This window comes from Burkholderia sp. Ac-20345, assembly GCF_017104825.1.
In the GTDB taxonomy this organism is placed as follows: Bacteria; Pseudomonadota; Gammaproteobacteria; order Burkholderiales; family Burkholderiaceae; genus Burkholderia; species Burkholderia lata_B.
Map to the genome: position 1 here is coordinate 38985 of NZ_JAAGPO010000039.1, position 14527 is coordinate 53511.

Annotated in this window: 14 protein-coding genes; 8 read left to right on the top strand and 6 right to left on the bottom strand. The window is 67.1% G+C overall.

Going from position 1 to position 14527, the window contains the following annotated elements; all coding sequences use genetic code 11:
- Nucleotides 1-37: 37 nt before the first annotated feature.
- Entirely contained in the window at nucleotides 38-916 is an 879-nt protein-coding gene (locus tag G3O06_RS16515; RefSeq protein WP_346779533.1) for a helix-turn-helix transcriptional regulator, read from the bottom strand.
- Between the two features lie 106 nt (nucleotides 917-1022).
- Between G3O06_RS16515 and G3O06_RS16520 the strand changes: the two genes are divergently transcribed.
- The 5 genes from G3O06_RS16520 (at nucleotide 1023) to G3O06_RS16540 (ending at nucleotide 6465) form a co-directional block, all read left to right on the top strand.
- The gene (locus tag G3O06_RS16520) at nucleotides 1023-2345 is read left to right on the top strand and encodes a tetratricopeptide repeat protein (protein WP_205816787.1); all 1323 of its coding nucleotides are present in this window, start codon (nucleotides 1023-1025) and stop codon (nucleotides 2343-2345) included.
- A gap of 172 nt (nucleotides 2346-2517) precedes the next feature.
- The gene (locus G3O06_RS16525) at nucleotides 2518-3756 is read left to right on the top strand and encodes an MFS transporter (RefSeq protein ID WP_205816788.1); all 1239 of its coding nucleotides are present in this window, start codon (nucleotides 2518-2520) and stop codon (nucleotides 3754-3756) included.
- Between the two features lie 103 nt (nucleotides 3757-3859).
- Complete coding sequence (locus tag G3O06_RS16530; protein WP_205816789.1) at nucleotides 3860-4768, top strand: LysR family transcriptional regulator; 909 nt, start codon at nucleotides 3860-3862, stop codon at nucleotides 4766-4768.
- A 244-nt stretch (nucleotides 4769-5012) separates the two neighbouring features.
- The gene (locus G3O06_RS16535; RefSeq protein ID WP_011354559.1) at nucleotides 5013-5321 is read left to right on the top strand and encodes a helix-turn-helix transcriptional regulator; all 309 of its coding nucleotides are present in this window, start codon (nucleotides 5013-5015) and stop codon (nucleotides 5319-5321) included.
- 82 nt (nucleotides 5322-5403) lie between these two features.
- The gene (locus tag G3O06_RS16540; protein ID WP_205816790.1) at nucleotides 5404-6465 is read left to right on the top strand and encodes an alkene reductase; all 1062 of its coding nucleotides are present in this window, start codon (nucleotides 5404-5406) and stop codon (nucleotides 6463-6465) included.
- Between the two features lie 100 nt (nucleotides 6466-6565).
- Here the strand turns inward: G3O06_RS16540 and G3O06_RS16545 are convergent, their stop codons facing one another.
- The 3 genes from G3O06_RS16545 to G3O06_RS16555 are packed head-to-tail and all read right to left on the bottom strand — an operon-like array spanning nucleotide 6566 to nucleotide 10287.
- On the bottom strand, nucleotides 6566-7858 hold the full coding sequence (locus G3O06_RS16545) for an MFS transporter (RefSeq protein WP_205816791.1): 1293 nt from the start codon (nucleotides 7856-7858) through the stop codon (nucleotides 6566-6568).
- A 13-nt stretch (nucleotides 7859-7871) separates the two neighbouring features.
- Nucleotides 7872-9044 carry a porin gene (locus G3O06_RS16550; RefSeq protein WP_205816792.1) on the bottom strand — a complete coding sequence of 391 codons (1173 nt, stop codon included), beginning with the start codon at nucleotides 9042-9044 and terminating at the stop codon, nucleotides 7872-7874.
- 55 nt (nucleotides 9045-9099) lie between these two features.
- Nucleotides 9100-10287 (bottom strand): M20 aminoacylase family protein, encoded by a 1188-nt coding sequence (locus tag G3O06_RS16555; protein ID WP_205816793.1) that lies wholly within the window; start codon nucleotides 10285-10287, stop codon nucleotides 9100-9102.
- A gap of 118 nt (nucleotides 10288-10405) precedes the next feature.
- Between G3O06_RS16555 and G3O06_RS16560 the strand changes: the two genes are divergently transcribed.
- Nucleotides 10406-11323, top strand: coding sequence for a LysR family transcriptional regulator (locus G3O06_RS16560; protein WP_174970373.1), 918 nt, complete (start codon nucleotides 10406-10408; stop codon nucleotides 11321-11323).
- Between the two features lie 45 nt (nucleotides 11324-11368).
- Here the strand turns inward: G3O06_RS16560 and G3O06_RS16565 are convergent, their stop codons facing one another.
- Nucleotides 11369-11896, bottom strand: coding sequence for a GNAT family N-acetyltransferase (locus G3O06_RS16565; RefSeq protein ID WP_205816794.1), 528 nt, complete (start codon nucleotides 11894-11896; stop codon nucleotides 11369-11371).
- Between the two features lie 87 nt (nucleotides 11897-11983).
- On the opposite strand from G3O06_RS16565, the gene G3O06_RS16570 reads away from it, so the two are divergent.
- Nucleotides 11984-12595 carry a LysE family translocator gene (locus G3O06_RS16570; protein ID WP_205816795.1) on the top strand — a complete coding sequence of 204 codons (612 nt, stop codon included), beginning with the start codon at nucleotides 11984-11986 and terminating at the stop codon, nucleotides 12593-12595.
- Nucleotides 12596-12653: 58 nt separating this feature from the next.
- Complete coding sequence (locus G3O06_RS16575) at nucleotides 12654-13610, top strand: alpha/beta hydrolase (RefSeq protein ID WP_205816796.1); 957 nt, start codon at nucleotides 12654-12656, stop codon at nucleotides 13608-13610.
- On the opposite strand, the gene G3O06_RS16580 is transcribed toward G3O06_RS16575, so the two are convergent.
- The gene (locus G3O06_RS16580) at nucleotides 13607-14527 is read right to left on the bottom strand and encodes a phosphatidylinositol-specific phospholipase C (protein WP_205816797.1); all 921 of its coding nucleotides are present in this window, start codon (nucleotides 14525-14527) and stop codon (nucleotides 13607-13609) included. The genes G3O06_RS16575 and G3O06_RS16580 overlap by 4 nt on opposite strands.

A 14527-nucleotide genomic window follows, 5' to 3' on the forward strand; every position in this document is an offset into this window, starting at 1 on the left:
TCCCGCGGGATCCGATCTGCCCCGATTCCCCTCGTCTTCAGCACGGCCGCGCCGGCGCGCGTTCGCCGAACTCGGTGCCGCGACCGCGCATGTAGGCCTGCGGGCTGCTGCCCATCTCCAGCCGGAACGCGTAGACGAAAGCCGACGTCGAGCCGTAGCCCAGTTCCATCGCGACGCGTGTCACGCCGTGCCCGCCCGCAAGCAGTTCAATCCCCCTGAACAGGCGCATGTGACGGCGCCAGGAGCGCAAGCTCATACCGGTTTCGGCGACGAACCGGCGGGCCAGCGTGCGCGTCGACATGCCGAACATCGCTCCCCACTCCTCCGGGCCGCGCAGGTCCGCCGGATCCGCGTAGAGCGCTTCGCACAGCGACATCAGCGCCGCGTCGCGCGGCCAGGGCAATGCCGACGGGAGCGCCGGCGCACGTCGCAGCTGGTCGAGAATCAGGTGGGTGATGCGCCCCGCATAGCCGTCTTCGTCGGGTTGCCCTTCGATTTCGCTCGCCTCGACGATCAGCGCCTTCAGCAACGGCGAGACGGTGAACACGCTCGGACTCGTGCCCGGCAGCGCCGGCCCCGCGTCGTCCGAGATCCACAGGCTTCGGAATTCCGCGCCCAGCAGCGAGCCGACGCGATGCCGCGCGCCGGTGGCGAGCCACACGGCCTGATCCGGCGAAATGACGTAGGAACCGCCTTCCGCGATCACCGTCAGCGCGCCCGAGATCGCGTACACCACCTGATGCCAGCCATGATGATGTTCGGGAAAACAGTGGCGGGCGGGAATGAACTGCGCGCGCACCGTGAGGGGTGCCGGTGGCGCCGCGCTCGCCGGCGCCTCGATCGTCTCCCAGACCATGATGATTCTCCAGTTGGCAGATATTCTATATATCTTGTCTATTAATCGAAATACCGACACGAAGAAACTTGGTCTAATCATCGTCATGCCTGACTCGCGACAACGCGCGCGCAATTGACCGCCGCCGCCCCGAACGCCAACGATTCTTACCGGAGTTTCCCGCCTCATGGCCTGTTTCGACCGCTACAGCCTGCCCCTTTCCACGACGTCCGAACTCGCGGCCGAGCGCTATCGCGCCGGCGTCGACCTGCTCCTGTCCCTGTGGCCAGGCGCAGCCGAAACGCTCGACGAGGCGATCGCGGCCGATCCGGAATTCGCGCTGGCACAGGCGGCCCGGGCACGCCTGCATGCGATCCGCGCCGAAATCGGTGAAGCACGCGCGATGATCACGAACGCGGTCGCGCTCGCTGCCCGCAACGGTACGCCGCGCGAGCGCAGCCACGTCAACGTACTGTCGCTCGCGATCCACGGGCAGTCCGCACCGGCACTGACGGCCGCGCTCGAGCATGCCGACAGCTGGCCGCGCGACGTGGTCGTGTTGTCGCTGCCGCTCGGCGCGTTCGGCCTGTTCGCGTTTTCGGGCATGGCGGATCACGATCAGGCGCGCGTCGATCTTTGCGAGCGCCATGCACGGCATTTCGCGGACGACGACTGGTGGTTCCTGACGTATCGCGGCTGGGCGCATGGCGAGAACGGCGACGTCCGGCTCGGCCGTACGCTGACGCAGCGTGCGCTCGAATTGCGCCGGCACAACGTCAATGCCGCGCACGCGGTGGCACACGTGCTGTACGAGGCCGGCGCGAACGACGAGGCCGACGCGATGATCGCCGGCTGGCTGCCTGAATACGACCGCAGCGGCATCCTTCACAGCCACATTGCGTGGCATGCGGCGCTGATCGCGCTCGAACGCGGCGATACCGAACGCGCGCTCGCGATCTACGACGCGCAGGTTGCGCCGGCGGCGTCGCTGGGCGTGCCGATCAACGTGGTCAGCGATACCGCTTCGTTCCTCTGGCGCATGCAGGCTTACGGTCACACCGTTCCCGAGGGCAAGTGGGACGATGCGGCCCGGTATGCATCGGACTACTTCCGGCAGGCGGGCTTCCCGTTCGCCGATGTCCATATGGCGTTGATCGCGGCGGCCACCGGCGCAAAGGCGACGCTCGACGAGCGTGCGGGCGCGCTCGACGCGCTCGTCGAAGCCGGCACGCTGCGGGCCGGTGCCGTGGTGCCGGCGATCTGCCGTGCAGCGCTTGCATTCGCCGACGAGCAATACGCACGATGCGCGGCCCTCCTCGAGCCCGTGGCGCACGAAGCGGTACGCATCGGCGGCAGCGGCGCACAACGCGAAATCGTGCAGGACACGCTGCTGGTCGCGTGGATGCGCAGCGGCGACGCCGGCAAGGCACGCGCACTGCTCGAGCAGCGCCTGCATCGTCGGCCGTCGCCGCGCGATACACGCTGGCTGGGTCAGATCGTCACGGCCTGATTCGATTTTTTCCGGTCGACGTAACCCGACAGCGGCGCGACCCGCGCCCTCCATTCAGCCCCGTCCGTCGACCGCCGGTGCCCCTGCCGGCTCGCACGGGCAATTCCGTCCGATTCGGCGCGAGGACGGCGTGCGAGAAAGCAGACCGTCGCGCAACCGCCAAGGAAGTCATATGTGTTCAAGCATCGTGGAACCGCGCACCGGGTTGCGGCGCTGGCTGATCGACGGAATCGGGCCGGTCGCCGCGATCGCGATCGCGCAGCTGTTCGGCACGGCGCTGTGGTTCAGCGCGAACAGCACGGCCCCGGACCTGATGCGGCTCTGGCACGCGAGCGCTGCCGACATCGGCTGGCTGACCAGCGCGGTACAGCTGGGATTCATCTTCGGCACGCTTGCGATCTCGTTGAGCGGTGCCGCGGACCGATTTCGCGCGAGCCGGATTTTCGTGTGCAGCGCCGTGCTCGGGGCCGCCTTCAATCTCGGTTTTGCGTGGCTGTCGAGCGGTCTTGCCACGGGCGCGGCGTTCCGGCTCGGCGTCGGCATCTGCCTCGCGGGCATCTATCCGATGGGCATGAAGCTGATCGTCGGCTGGGCGCCGGATCGCACGGGTTCCGCGCTGGCCCAGCTGGTCGCCATGCTGACGCTCGGCACGGCACTGCCGCACGCGATGCGGGTCGTGGGCACCGGTCTGCCGTGGCAGTGGATCATCACCGCGTCGTCGGTGCTCGCGCTGATCGGCGCCGGCGTGATCGGCGTCCTCGGTGACGGCACCCATCCGCGGACGAACGCCGCCGTCGGGCAGCAAGGCGGCCCGGCCGCCGTGCTCGGGGCGTTCCGGATCCGCGCGTTTCGTGCCGCGACACTCGGCTACTTCGGCCATATGTGGGAGCTCTATACGTTCTGGACGGCCGTGCCGCTGTTGATCACCCATACCGCGCTGGCATCGCAGTTTCCCCGTTTCGGCGTGTCGGGCCTGGCCTTCGGCGTCATCGCCACGGGCGCAATCGGCTCGCTCGTCGGCGGAATGCTGTCGCGCACGCTGGGTAGCGCAAAGGTCGCGCTCGGTGCATTAGCCACCTCGGGGCTCTGTGCACTGACTTTCGCACTCGCATGGCGCGTGCTGCCGCCGGTGGCCATGGCGGCGCTGCTCGTCGTCTGGGGTGCGTCGGTCGTCGCAGATTCGCCGCAATTCTCGGCGCTGGCGGCACGCGCCTGCCCGCCCGCTTGGGTCGGAGGCGCGCTGGCAATCCAGAACTCGATCGGCTTCGCCATGACGGTCGTCTCGATCGCAGCCACCACCGCGCTGCTCGAGAAGATCGGGCTCGATGCGATCTGGCTGCTGGTGCCCGGGCCAGTGCTGGGGCTGGCGGCATTCCTGTGGACCTCGGGCCGAGGTACGCCGACAGCATGACCCGGACGGGCAAACGGCATCGTGATGCCGCGGGCCGGCCGATGCGCTACGCACGCACCGGTGCCAGCGATCGCCTGTTGCAAGCAATGTAGGGAGTTCAACGATGCTCGATCTCCAGTATCTCTCGATCCTGAAGGAAGTCCAGCGACTCGGCAGCCTGACCGCGGCCGCCGAGCGCCTCAACGTCACGCAGTCGGCACTGTCACATATGGTCCGCAAGTTCGAGGAGCGGCATGGTGTCAAGTTCTGGACCAAGAACGGACGCGGCCTGCGCTTTACTCATGCGGGCGAATATCTGATTGCGCTGGCCGAGCGTGTGCTGCCGCAGATCGAACATGCCGAGCGCACGCTCATCGAATTTGCAGAAGGACGGCGCGGCGCGCTGCGTGTCGGGATGGAGTGCCACCCGTGCCAGAAATGGCTGACGCGGCTGACTTCACGCTATCTCGCAAGCTGGCCCGATGTCGATTTCGACGTACGGACCGCGTTTGGTTTTGACGGCGTGGCGGCACTGCTCGGCTATGAAATCGATCTACTCGTCACACCCGACCCGATCGACCTGCCCGACGTCGTGTTCGAACCAGTCATCGACTACGAGCTGATGCTGGTGGTACATGAGCAGCACCCGCTTGCAGCGCGCGAATTCGCGCTGCCGCACGACCTGCTCGCCGAGGAACTGATCACGGTACCAGTCAGCAAGGAGCGGCTCGACGTCTATACGCGCTTCCTGGTACCGGCCCATTGCCGGCCCAAATTTCATCGCACTGCAGAGCAGACCGAGCTGATGCTGCAGCTCGTCGCAGCACACCGTGGCGTGGCCGTACTGCCCGACTGGCTGGTGATCGAGGAAGGTGCGGCGATGCCGATTCGCATGGTGCGCCTCGGTCAAGGCGGCATTCACAAAAGCATCCACCTCGGCGTGCGTCAAGGGGAACAAGACACGGCCTATATCGCCGGCTTTCTGGCACTGGCTCGGCAGCAGGACGTCAAGGCCGGCGGTAACGCAGACTGACCGCTCGCGACACGTCAGTACCGCAATATGCCGCCGGTCGGGTACTGCCCTGGCTCGGGACCCAACCGTGCGCACGAGGCAATTTCACGCGCAACTCCCGACGAACGCGCCCTGATACGACCCCAATCGCATCGCGCCTATCAACCCCATTGCCAGCATTGCTTTCAAACATATCGTCAAGTTCCGATATAAGATTCGCCCATCGACGATACCTGTTTGCCTGACTGAAACGCCTACCCCATCCATGCCGACCGAACTCGACATCGACGCGATCCTGAAAGCGCTCTCGAACCCCGTGCGCCGGGAAATCCTCAACTGGCTGAAAACGCCGGGCGAGCATTTCCCGAACCAGACGCTGCCGTATGAACACGGCGTCTGCGCGGGCCAGATCGACGCGCGCTGCGGGCTGTCGCAATCGACCGTCTCCGCGCACCTCGCGACACTGCAGCGCGCGGGTCTCGTGACGTCGACGCGGATTGGCCAGTGGGCGTTCTTCCAGCGCAACGAGGCCGTCATCGACGCATTTCACGACGCACTGCGCCGCGAACTCTAGTCAACACGGCCGAACCGGCCATGCGGAGCGCTGTCGCCCATGACGCGACGGTTTCCCGCCTTTCGTGAAGAGGTTATTTGCCATGCCCACACTGTTCGATCCCGTCACCCTCGGCGACCTGACCCTGCCGAACCGCATCGTGATGGCGCCGCTCACCCGCTCCCGCGCGGGTGCGGCGCGCGTGCCGAACGCACTGATGGCCCGCTACTACGCCGAGCGCGCCACGGCCGGCCTGATCATTACCGAGGCAACGTCGGTCACGCCGCAGGGCGTCGGCTACGCGGATACCCCCGGCATCTGGTCCGACGAGCAGGTCGAAGGCTGGAAGCAGGTGACGCAGGCCGTGCATGCGGCCGGTGGGCGCATCGTGCTGCAACTCTGGCACGTCGGCCGGATCTCCGACCCGGTGTTCCTGAACGGCGACCTGCCGGTCGCGCCGAGCGCGATCGCCGCCGGCGGCCACGTGAGCCTCGTGCGTCCGCAGCGCTCGTACGTGACGCCGCGCGCACTCGAACTCGACGAAATCCCGGCCATCGTCGCCGCGTACCGCAAGGGTGCGGAGAACGCGAAGGCCGCCGGCTTCGACGGCGTCGAGATCCACGGCGCGAACGGCTACCTGCTCGACCAGTTCCTGCAGGACAGCACCAATCGCCGCACCGATGCGTACGGCGGCCCGGTCGAGAACCGCGCGCGCCTGCTGCTCGAAGTGGTCGACACGGCGATCGACGTGTGGGGCGCCGGCCGCGTCGGCGTGCACCTTGCACCGCGCGGCGACGCGCACACGATGGGCGATTCCGATCCGGCGGCAACGTTCGGCTATGTCGCGCGCGAACTCGGCCGCCGCAAGATCGCGTTCATCTTCACGCGTGAGTCGTATTCGGGCGACCACTTGAGCCCGCGCCTGAAGGAAGCGTTCGGCGGCCCGCTGATCGCGAACGAGCAGTTCACGCTCGACTCCGCGCAGGCCACGCTCGCGAACGGCAGCGCCGACGCGATCGCATGGGGCAAGCTGTTCATCGCGAACCCCGACCTGCCGCGCCGCCTCGAACTCGGCGCACCGCTCAACAAGCCGGTGCCGGAGACGTTCTACGCGGAAGGCGAAACGGGTTATACCGATTACCCGGCGCTGAGCGACGCGGCCTGATCGCGCAGCAGGTCATGCGCAACGAACGGACAGGTCCCACCCGTCCGTTCGTCGCGCACACCACCACCGGGCGGGCACGCAATGCGTCCGCCCCTGCCGCTCACCGCCGGCCTTCCACGCCGGGCTCTTCCGCGAACAACGCCAGACCGACCAGACTAGCCGCGCTGCACCCCAGCACATACCAGGCAGGCGCGTAGAAACTGCCGGTCGCACGCCACATCGCGCCGACGATCAGTTGCGCGAACCCGCCGAAAATCGTCACGCCGAGCGCATAGATCATCCCGAGCGACATCGCCCGCACCTCGGGCCGAAACGCATCGAGGATCATCACGAAGCCGGCGGGACTCGACAGCGTCATCAAACCGATCAGCACGATCACGACCGCAACCGCGGTGCCCACGGACGGCCACACGCTTATCGCATAAAACGCCGGCAACACGAGCACGGCCGACGCGACACACGTCACGCCCACCAGCCGCTTGCGACGACGCACGCGATCCGCGAGCCGTCCCGCGAACGGCGAACCGGTCAGCAGCACGGCGCCCGCCGCGCAACTCGACAGCAGCGACACCGATGCCGGCATGCCGACGGTCAGCGTCAGGAACGACGGCAGGAAGAACACGATGGTATAGGTGGTCGACGTGCCGCCGATCACGAGGAGCGTGCCGGCCACGACCTGCCGCCAAGGAATGCGCGCCCGCTCGCGCGGCGCGTCGGCCGCCGCGTGCGGCAGCGTATCGTCGAGATGACGCCGCAGGTAAAAGCCGACCGGTCCGATCAGCAGACCGAGCACGAACGGTACGCGCCACCCCCACGCGTGCAGCTCGTCGGGCGGCAGTGCGCGCGACAGCGTCAGCGCGACGAACGCGCCGACCAGCGTCGCGCCGCCCTGGCTCGCCATCTGCCAGCTCACCCGCTCGCCGCGCCGGCCGGCGTCGCCCGACTCCATCAGCAGTGTCGTCGCGGCCCCCACTTCGCCGCCGGCCGAAAAACCCTGCAGCAGACGACCGATGACGATCAGCAGCGGCGCGGCGATGCCGATCTGCGCATAGGTCGGCGCAAAGCCGATGATCCCGGTGCCGAGTGCCATCAATGCGACAGTCAGCACGAGTGCGGGCTTGCGCCCGGCACGGTCCGCATAGGCGCCGATCGCGATGCTGCCGAGCGGCCGCGCGACGAACCCGACACCGAACGTCGCGAGCGACAGCATCAGCGCGCCTACATCGCTCGACGCGGGAAAGAACAGCTTGCCGATCAGTGCGGCGAAGAAACTGTAGACGGTGAAGTCGAAGAATTCGAGTCCGTTGCCGAGTGCGGCCGCAACGACCGTGCGGCGCGTCACGCGCGGCCCGGCTTCGACCGGCGCAACGGCCGTACGATTCAGGGTATGCATCGGAAATTCCCGTTCAGAAGTTGTGGTACATGCCGAGCGACAGCGTCACGGGTGTCGTCCCGGTGCGCGGTGTGGTTCCGCCCGGTTCGGTCGGCAGCGGATTGCCGTTCAGCAACACGGTCGAGATGCCGTAGTTGCGGATGAACCCCGCACGCGCATAGAGGCCCGTGCGTTTCGATAGCAGGTAGTCGTAGCCGAGCATCGCGCCGAGTGCCGAGTCCCTGGCAGGCTGGCCGGCCGCATCGCGCACGCCCGACGTATCGCGATAGACGACCGACGCGCGAATCGCATTGACGCCGAACGGCACTATCGCGCCGACCGTGTAGACGCGCGCGATGCCGTCGCCGGCCAGCTTCGGCGCGTACTGGTTGAACGATGCGGACAGCACGATCCGCCCCGTGTCATAGACAGCGCCGAGCCCGTACAAGTCGTTGCGCACGGTGCTCGCCCCGTTGACGGCCCACACCTGGTTGTAACTCGCGGCCAGATAGGTCGTGCCGTTGTACCACTGCAGCAGCGCGCCTTGCGCGGACGCCGCGGGCGCGCGCCCGGCAACGTTGCTCGGCGCGTACATCAGCATCAGCGACGTGGTGCCCGCGACGATCGGCGTACGGTACGTGACGGCGTTGTCGACGCGCGCAGGCAATTGTGTCGCCCCCGGCCCGAGGTCCGAGTTGTAGCCGACGCCGCGGCTCGTCTGCACGGCCGCCGCGCCCAGCCACGTATAGACCGAGTTCGTGCCCACCGTGCCGAATACGTCGATGAACAGCGGCAGCGCCGTGCCGATCTGCTTGCCGAGGCGCAGCCGCCCGTAGCTGTCCGACGACAGGCCGACCCACGACTGCCTGTTGTAAGTCGACTGCGTATCCTGCTGCGCGCCGTTGTTCGCGAGAAAACCGCTTTCGAGGTTGAACTCGGCGCGCCAGCCACCACCGAGGTTCTCGCGGCCGAAGAAGCCGAATTTGGAGGTCCACTCGCCGCCGCTCTGCGTCTGCCAAAGCGAACGGCCGCCGACCGTCTGGTAGTTGATCCCCATGTCGAGCGAACCGTACAGCGCGACACCCTCCGTCATCCGACCGTTGTACTCGGGCACCGCCGCAAGCAGCACGTCCTGATAGGGCACGGCATGCGCGCTGCCAGCGCCGAGCGCCAGGCATGCGGCGCCCAATGCAAATCTCTTTTTCATTCGTTTTCCTTATCGTCTCCGATGCATGTCCACTCGATGCGCCCCGACTACCCCGTCAGTTCACGCTCAGGAAACGTTCGACGATACCGGCGAAATAAGCCGCCCCCCAGCTCAGCGCCGTGTCGTTGAAGTCGTATTGCGGGTTGTGCACCGAACATCCGCCCCGGGAATCGACGCCGTTACCGATCAGCACGTAGCAGCCCGGTACACATTCGGTCATCCACGAGAAATCCTCGCTGCCCATCACGCCGTCGGGCAACAAAGTGAGCGCGCCTTCACCGGCCAGCGCCGCGATCGTCTCGACCGCGAGATCCGACGCCGCACGGTCGTTGTCCACGACACGCGAGATCGATTGGTATTCGATCTGCGCGGTCATGCCGTAAGCCTGCGCCTGCGCGTCGACGATCCGGCGAATCCGCGCCTCGATTTCGTCGCGCGTGGCCGCATCGAGCGCACGCACGGACAACTGCAACGTCGCGGTTTCCGGAATCACGTTCGGGGCGGTGCCCGCATGGAACGTGCCGACGGTCACGACGGCCGGCTTCAGCGGATCGACGTTGCGGGAGACGATCGATTGCAGCGCGGTCACGATTTGAGCGCCCGCGACAATCGGGTCGCTCGCGAGCTGCGGCATCGCGCCGTGCCCGCCCTTGCCCGTCACGGTGATCGTCACCGAATCGGACGACGCCATCATCGGCCCGTAGCGCAACGCGAAATGGCCGACCGGCACGCCCGGCGCGTTGTGCAGCGCATACACGCGTTCGCACGGGAAACGTTCGAACAGGCCGTCGTCGATCATCCGCCTTGCGCCGCCGAGCCCCTCCTCCGCAGGCTGGAAGATCACGTTGAGCGTGCCGTCGAAACGGCCCTGTTCAGCGAGATAGTGGGCGGCGGCCAGCAAGATCGCCGTATGACCGTCGTGACCGCACGCGTGCATCGTGCGCGCAACCGTGCTCGCATACGGCAGCCCCGTCGCCTCCTCGATCGGCAGCGCGTCCATGTCGGCGCGCAGGCCGAGCGTGCGCACCGACGCGCCGCGCCGCAATTGGCCGACGACGCCCGTGCCGCCAACGCCCGTCGTCACGTCGTAGCCCCACTCGTCCAGCTGTTCGGCGACGAGCCGCGCAGTGCGGGTCTCGGCGAAACCGAGTTCGGGGTGGGCGTGGATGTCGCGGCGGATCGCAACGAATCGGGACTCCGACTCGCGAATCGCCGCGAGTACGTGAGCAAGGCTCTGCATCATGGATGGCTCCGTGGAATCGGCCGCCTCGCGACCGTCTCGGCCAAGCATAGAGAGACGCTTCGGGTCAAAAAACTCACGAATTTTGATGTGGATAACTTTTGGTAATATCTTCCGCATCATGAAAATCCATCAATTGCGCGCCCTCGTCGCGGTCACGACAGCCGGCAGCATCAAGGCAGCCGCCCGGACGATGCACGTCACGCAGCCGGCCATCAGCAAGGCGATCCAGGAACTGGAGAACGAGTTCGGCGTGCCGCTCCTCGAGCGCAAGCCGTGGGGCGTCGTGCCGACGCCGGAAGGCGACGCGCTGCTCGGGCGTGCCCAGGCCGTCGTGCGCGAGCTCGAACGGGCGAGCGAGGACATGGCGCACATGAAGGGGCTGCGGGACGGGCGGCTCGTGATCGGCTTCACGCCGATCGTCGCGGTGACGGGCTTTGCGGAGGCCTACGCCGCCTTCCGCCGCCACTGGCCGAACGTCGAGTGCGAACTCCGTGAACTGACGTTCAACCTGCTCACGGAACAGTTGCGCAATCGCACGCTCGATCTCGCCTTCGTCGCCGTCACGGGCCCCATTGCCGAGTCGGTCGACATCAAGGCGATCCGCACGTTCGACACCTCGTTCGTCACCCGCGAGAACGGGCGCTTTGCGGGCGCGACGTCGCTCGACGCGCTGCGCGACGCGGAATGGATCCACGCCGACGCAAGCGACAACTTCCCGACGTATATCCGCGACCTGCATGCGCACGCGGGCCTGCCCCCGCCGCGCTGCATCACGCGCTGCACGTCGTATGCGCTGTTCTACAGCCTGCTCGTGACCAACGATGCGATTTTCTCGTGGACCCGGCACTCGCTCGCTGAAACCGTGTTCGGCCAGAAGCTGACGCCGCTGCCGTTGCCGATGTCGCCGCCACCGCTTCAGTTGTACCGGCTCACTCCGCCCGGGCTGCAACTGACGCGGCCCGCGTCCGACTTTCTTGCGCACGTGGAGGCCGCGTTCGCGTCGCTGCCGCTTTCCGGGAGCCCTGCATTGCGCTGACACCCTGTCGTGCCGCAGCCGGCACAACGGCTCGCCGGGCCGGCGTCAGCCCGGGAGGCGCATCCGCATGAACACGCGCTGCGTCTCGTCCAACCCGAGCGACACGTGATACGCGCGAATGGTGCGCAGCGTGGCGTCGAGCGTCGCGTCGTCGACGATGCTGAAACCCAGGCGCGCGTAGTACGGCGCATTCCACGGCGCGGCGCGAAACGTCGACAGCACGACCTCCGCGATACCCTCCTGCGCGGCGCGCGCCGCCACCTGTTCGATCAGGCGCGCGCCGATCCGCTGTCCGGCATGCGACGGCGCGACATCCAGTTCTTCCAGATACAGCCGCTGCGTATCAAGCAGCCGGTAAAACGCAAAACCGACGCACGTGCCTTGCGGATCGACCGCGACATACGCGCGACCGTCGTCGATACGCACGAGCACGGCAGCCGCATCGGTCGGCTCGGCTTCGGCAATGTGGGTCATGCCGATTTCGCGAAACCGCTGCGCGGCGGCGACTTCCACGGCGGCCATCGCGGCCGCGTCTTCCCGCGTGGCGGGACGGATCAGGATCGATGCAGTCATGACGGAAATTCAGGCAGGCAGTCTGGAACGGCCGTCACTATAATCGAAACTTCATACGTTTCGAACGCCCGACCCACGAGGTTCGTCATGACGTTGTCCGCGCTCGCCGTCTTCGCTGTCACCCTGCTCGTCACCGCCGGCACACCCGGGCCGAGCGTCGCCGCGCTGGTTGCGCGCGTACTGACGAACGGCGTGCGGGACGTACTGCCGTTCCTCGCCGCCATGTGGCTCGGCGAAGCGCTGTGGCTCACGCTCGCGGTCGCGGGGCTGTCCGCGTTCGCACGTACGTTCGAGACAGGCCTGATCGTGCTGAAGCTGCTCGGCGTCGCGTACCTGTTGTTCCTCGCATGGAAGATGTGGATCGCACCGACCGAGACGGAAACCGACGACCTGCCGCGCGGCCAGTCGCCGTGGCGCATGTTCGTCGCCGGCATGCTGGTCACGCTCGGGAATCCGAAGATCATGGTGTTCTATCTCGCGCTGCTGCCGACCATCGTCGATCTCACGCACGTCGGTGTGACCGCGTGGGTCGAGCTGGTCGGCACGATGCTCGCCGTGCTGATTCTTGCCGACTGCTTCTGGTCGCTGCTTGCGTCACGCGCACGGGCATTCCTGACGTCGGCGCGCGCCAAGCGGATCGCCAACCGCACGAGCGCGACCGCGATGGCCGGTGCGGCGGTGGCGATCGCAACGCGGTAAGCGCCACTGTCCGGCCCACATCGCGCCGTGCCCCCTCCGTTGCCCCCGGGGAATCGACATGAAAACCTGGCTATCGGCTGCCCTGCTCTGCCTGTCCGCCACCGTCGCGCATGCGGCCGGCGTCAAGTTCGTCAGCATCCCGGCCGACGCGGCCGGCCCCGAGCTGCACGCGGCCATCTGGACGCCGTGCGCAACCCCCGCGCAATCGCTCACGATCGGCCCGTTCCTGCTGAAAGGGCAACGCAACTGCCCGACCGTCGGCGACAAGCTGCCGCTGGTCGTGATTTCGCACGGCCATGCCGGCACGTACTTCGGGCATCACGACCTCGCCGAAACGCTTGCCGACGCGGGCTACGTCGTCGCGGCGATCAACCATCCCGGCGACACGCATGCCGACATGAGCCGCGCGGCCGACCTGCGGGAACTGGCGGAGCGGCCGGAGGACATCAAGCGCCTGGTCGACTACATGCTCGCCAACGCGCCCGACGACGCGCATATCGATCCCGCGCGGATCGGCTTCTTCGGCTTCTCGCGCGGCGGCTATACGGGCCTCGTGCTGGCCGGCGCCAATCCGGATTTCGTGCACGCGCACGTGGCCTGCCCGGACCCGACCTGGCTGATCTGCAAGCAGATCCGCGACCACGATCTGCCGCGCCAGCCGCTGGCGCACGATCCGCGAATCAAGGCCTACGTGATCGCCGACCCGATGAACGAATTCCCGTCCGCCGATACGCTGAAGGACGTGCACGCGCCGATCCAGCTCTGGGCATCCGAAGCGGGTGGCGACGGCGTGGAGCCGGAAACGGTCCCCGCGCTGGCCGGCATGCTGCCGCAACGACCGGAATTCCACATCGTGCCGAATTCCGCGCATTTCGCGTTTCTCGCGCCGTGCTCCGAATCACTGGCGCACGACTCGCCTGAAGTCTGTACCGATGCGAAGGGATTCGACCGCGCGGCCTTCCACGAAACACTCGACGCGAAGGCGCTCGCGTTCTTCAGCGCCAATCTCCGCTAACAGCGAAACGTCTTGCGCCACACACCTGGCGCCTGCACATGGTCGTTGCACGCAATCAGCGCGCGCACCAGCGCCCAGTCGTCGTCATCGCAGAAATCGAGCAGCATCGCACCATACGGGTCGTGCTGCTCGCGCAGCCGTTCGGTGAGCCGCGCATGAATGCCCTGCACCCTGCCGTCGCCGTGCGCGACCACCGACGGATTCGCGCCCATCCCGGTCCCGCTGCAGAAGTTGATCGCCCAGCGGCCGCTGTCCGGCGACGGCAAGTCCGTCAGCAGCGCATCGATCGCGCGCCACTTCCAGCCGATCGACGCGGCCACCGGCACGCGATATTCGTCCTGGATCACGAACGCGCCGTCGGGATGATCGATCGTGAACGTCGCGTTGTCGGGCCACGCGGTCAGGTCGATGCCGAGCGGCCGGCTGCTGCGAAAGCGACGCAGCAGCACGATTGCGCCGCGCACGTCGCCGAGCGCAGGCAGCGTGCCGCCGGCATGCCAGCGTAGCCGCGGATGCCGGGCACGATGCGCGTCGAACGTCGCATCGAAACTGCGCGTGCACGCATGCGCCGGCCATTCGTCCTTCACCGACATCACGATGCATTCGCGCGGATGCGCTTCGAGAAAGCGCGCACAGGTTGCCAGCACGTCGTCGAACGTCATGCCGAGCGCGATGCCGCCGTGATGGATGTCGAATGCATCGCGCGCGTGCCGGCACCGGATGTCGAGCAGCCGCACGCCATGTGCGAGCTGTGCATCGAGCGGCGCACGCTGGGTGCGCACGAGCGAATCGTCGACGGTATACGCACAGGTGTCATGGCTACCCGGTAGGGTCAGCGTATGCAGCAGCCGCGCATCGTCGAGCACCGACATCCAGTCGGCGGGCGGCATGCACGTATCGTGGCTCGAAGGGATCAT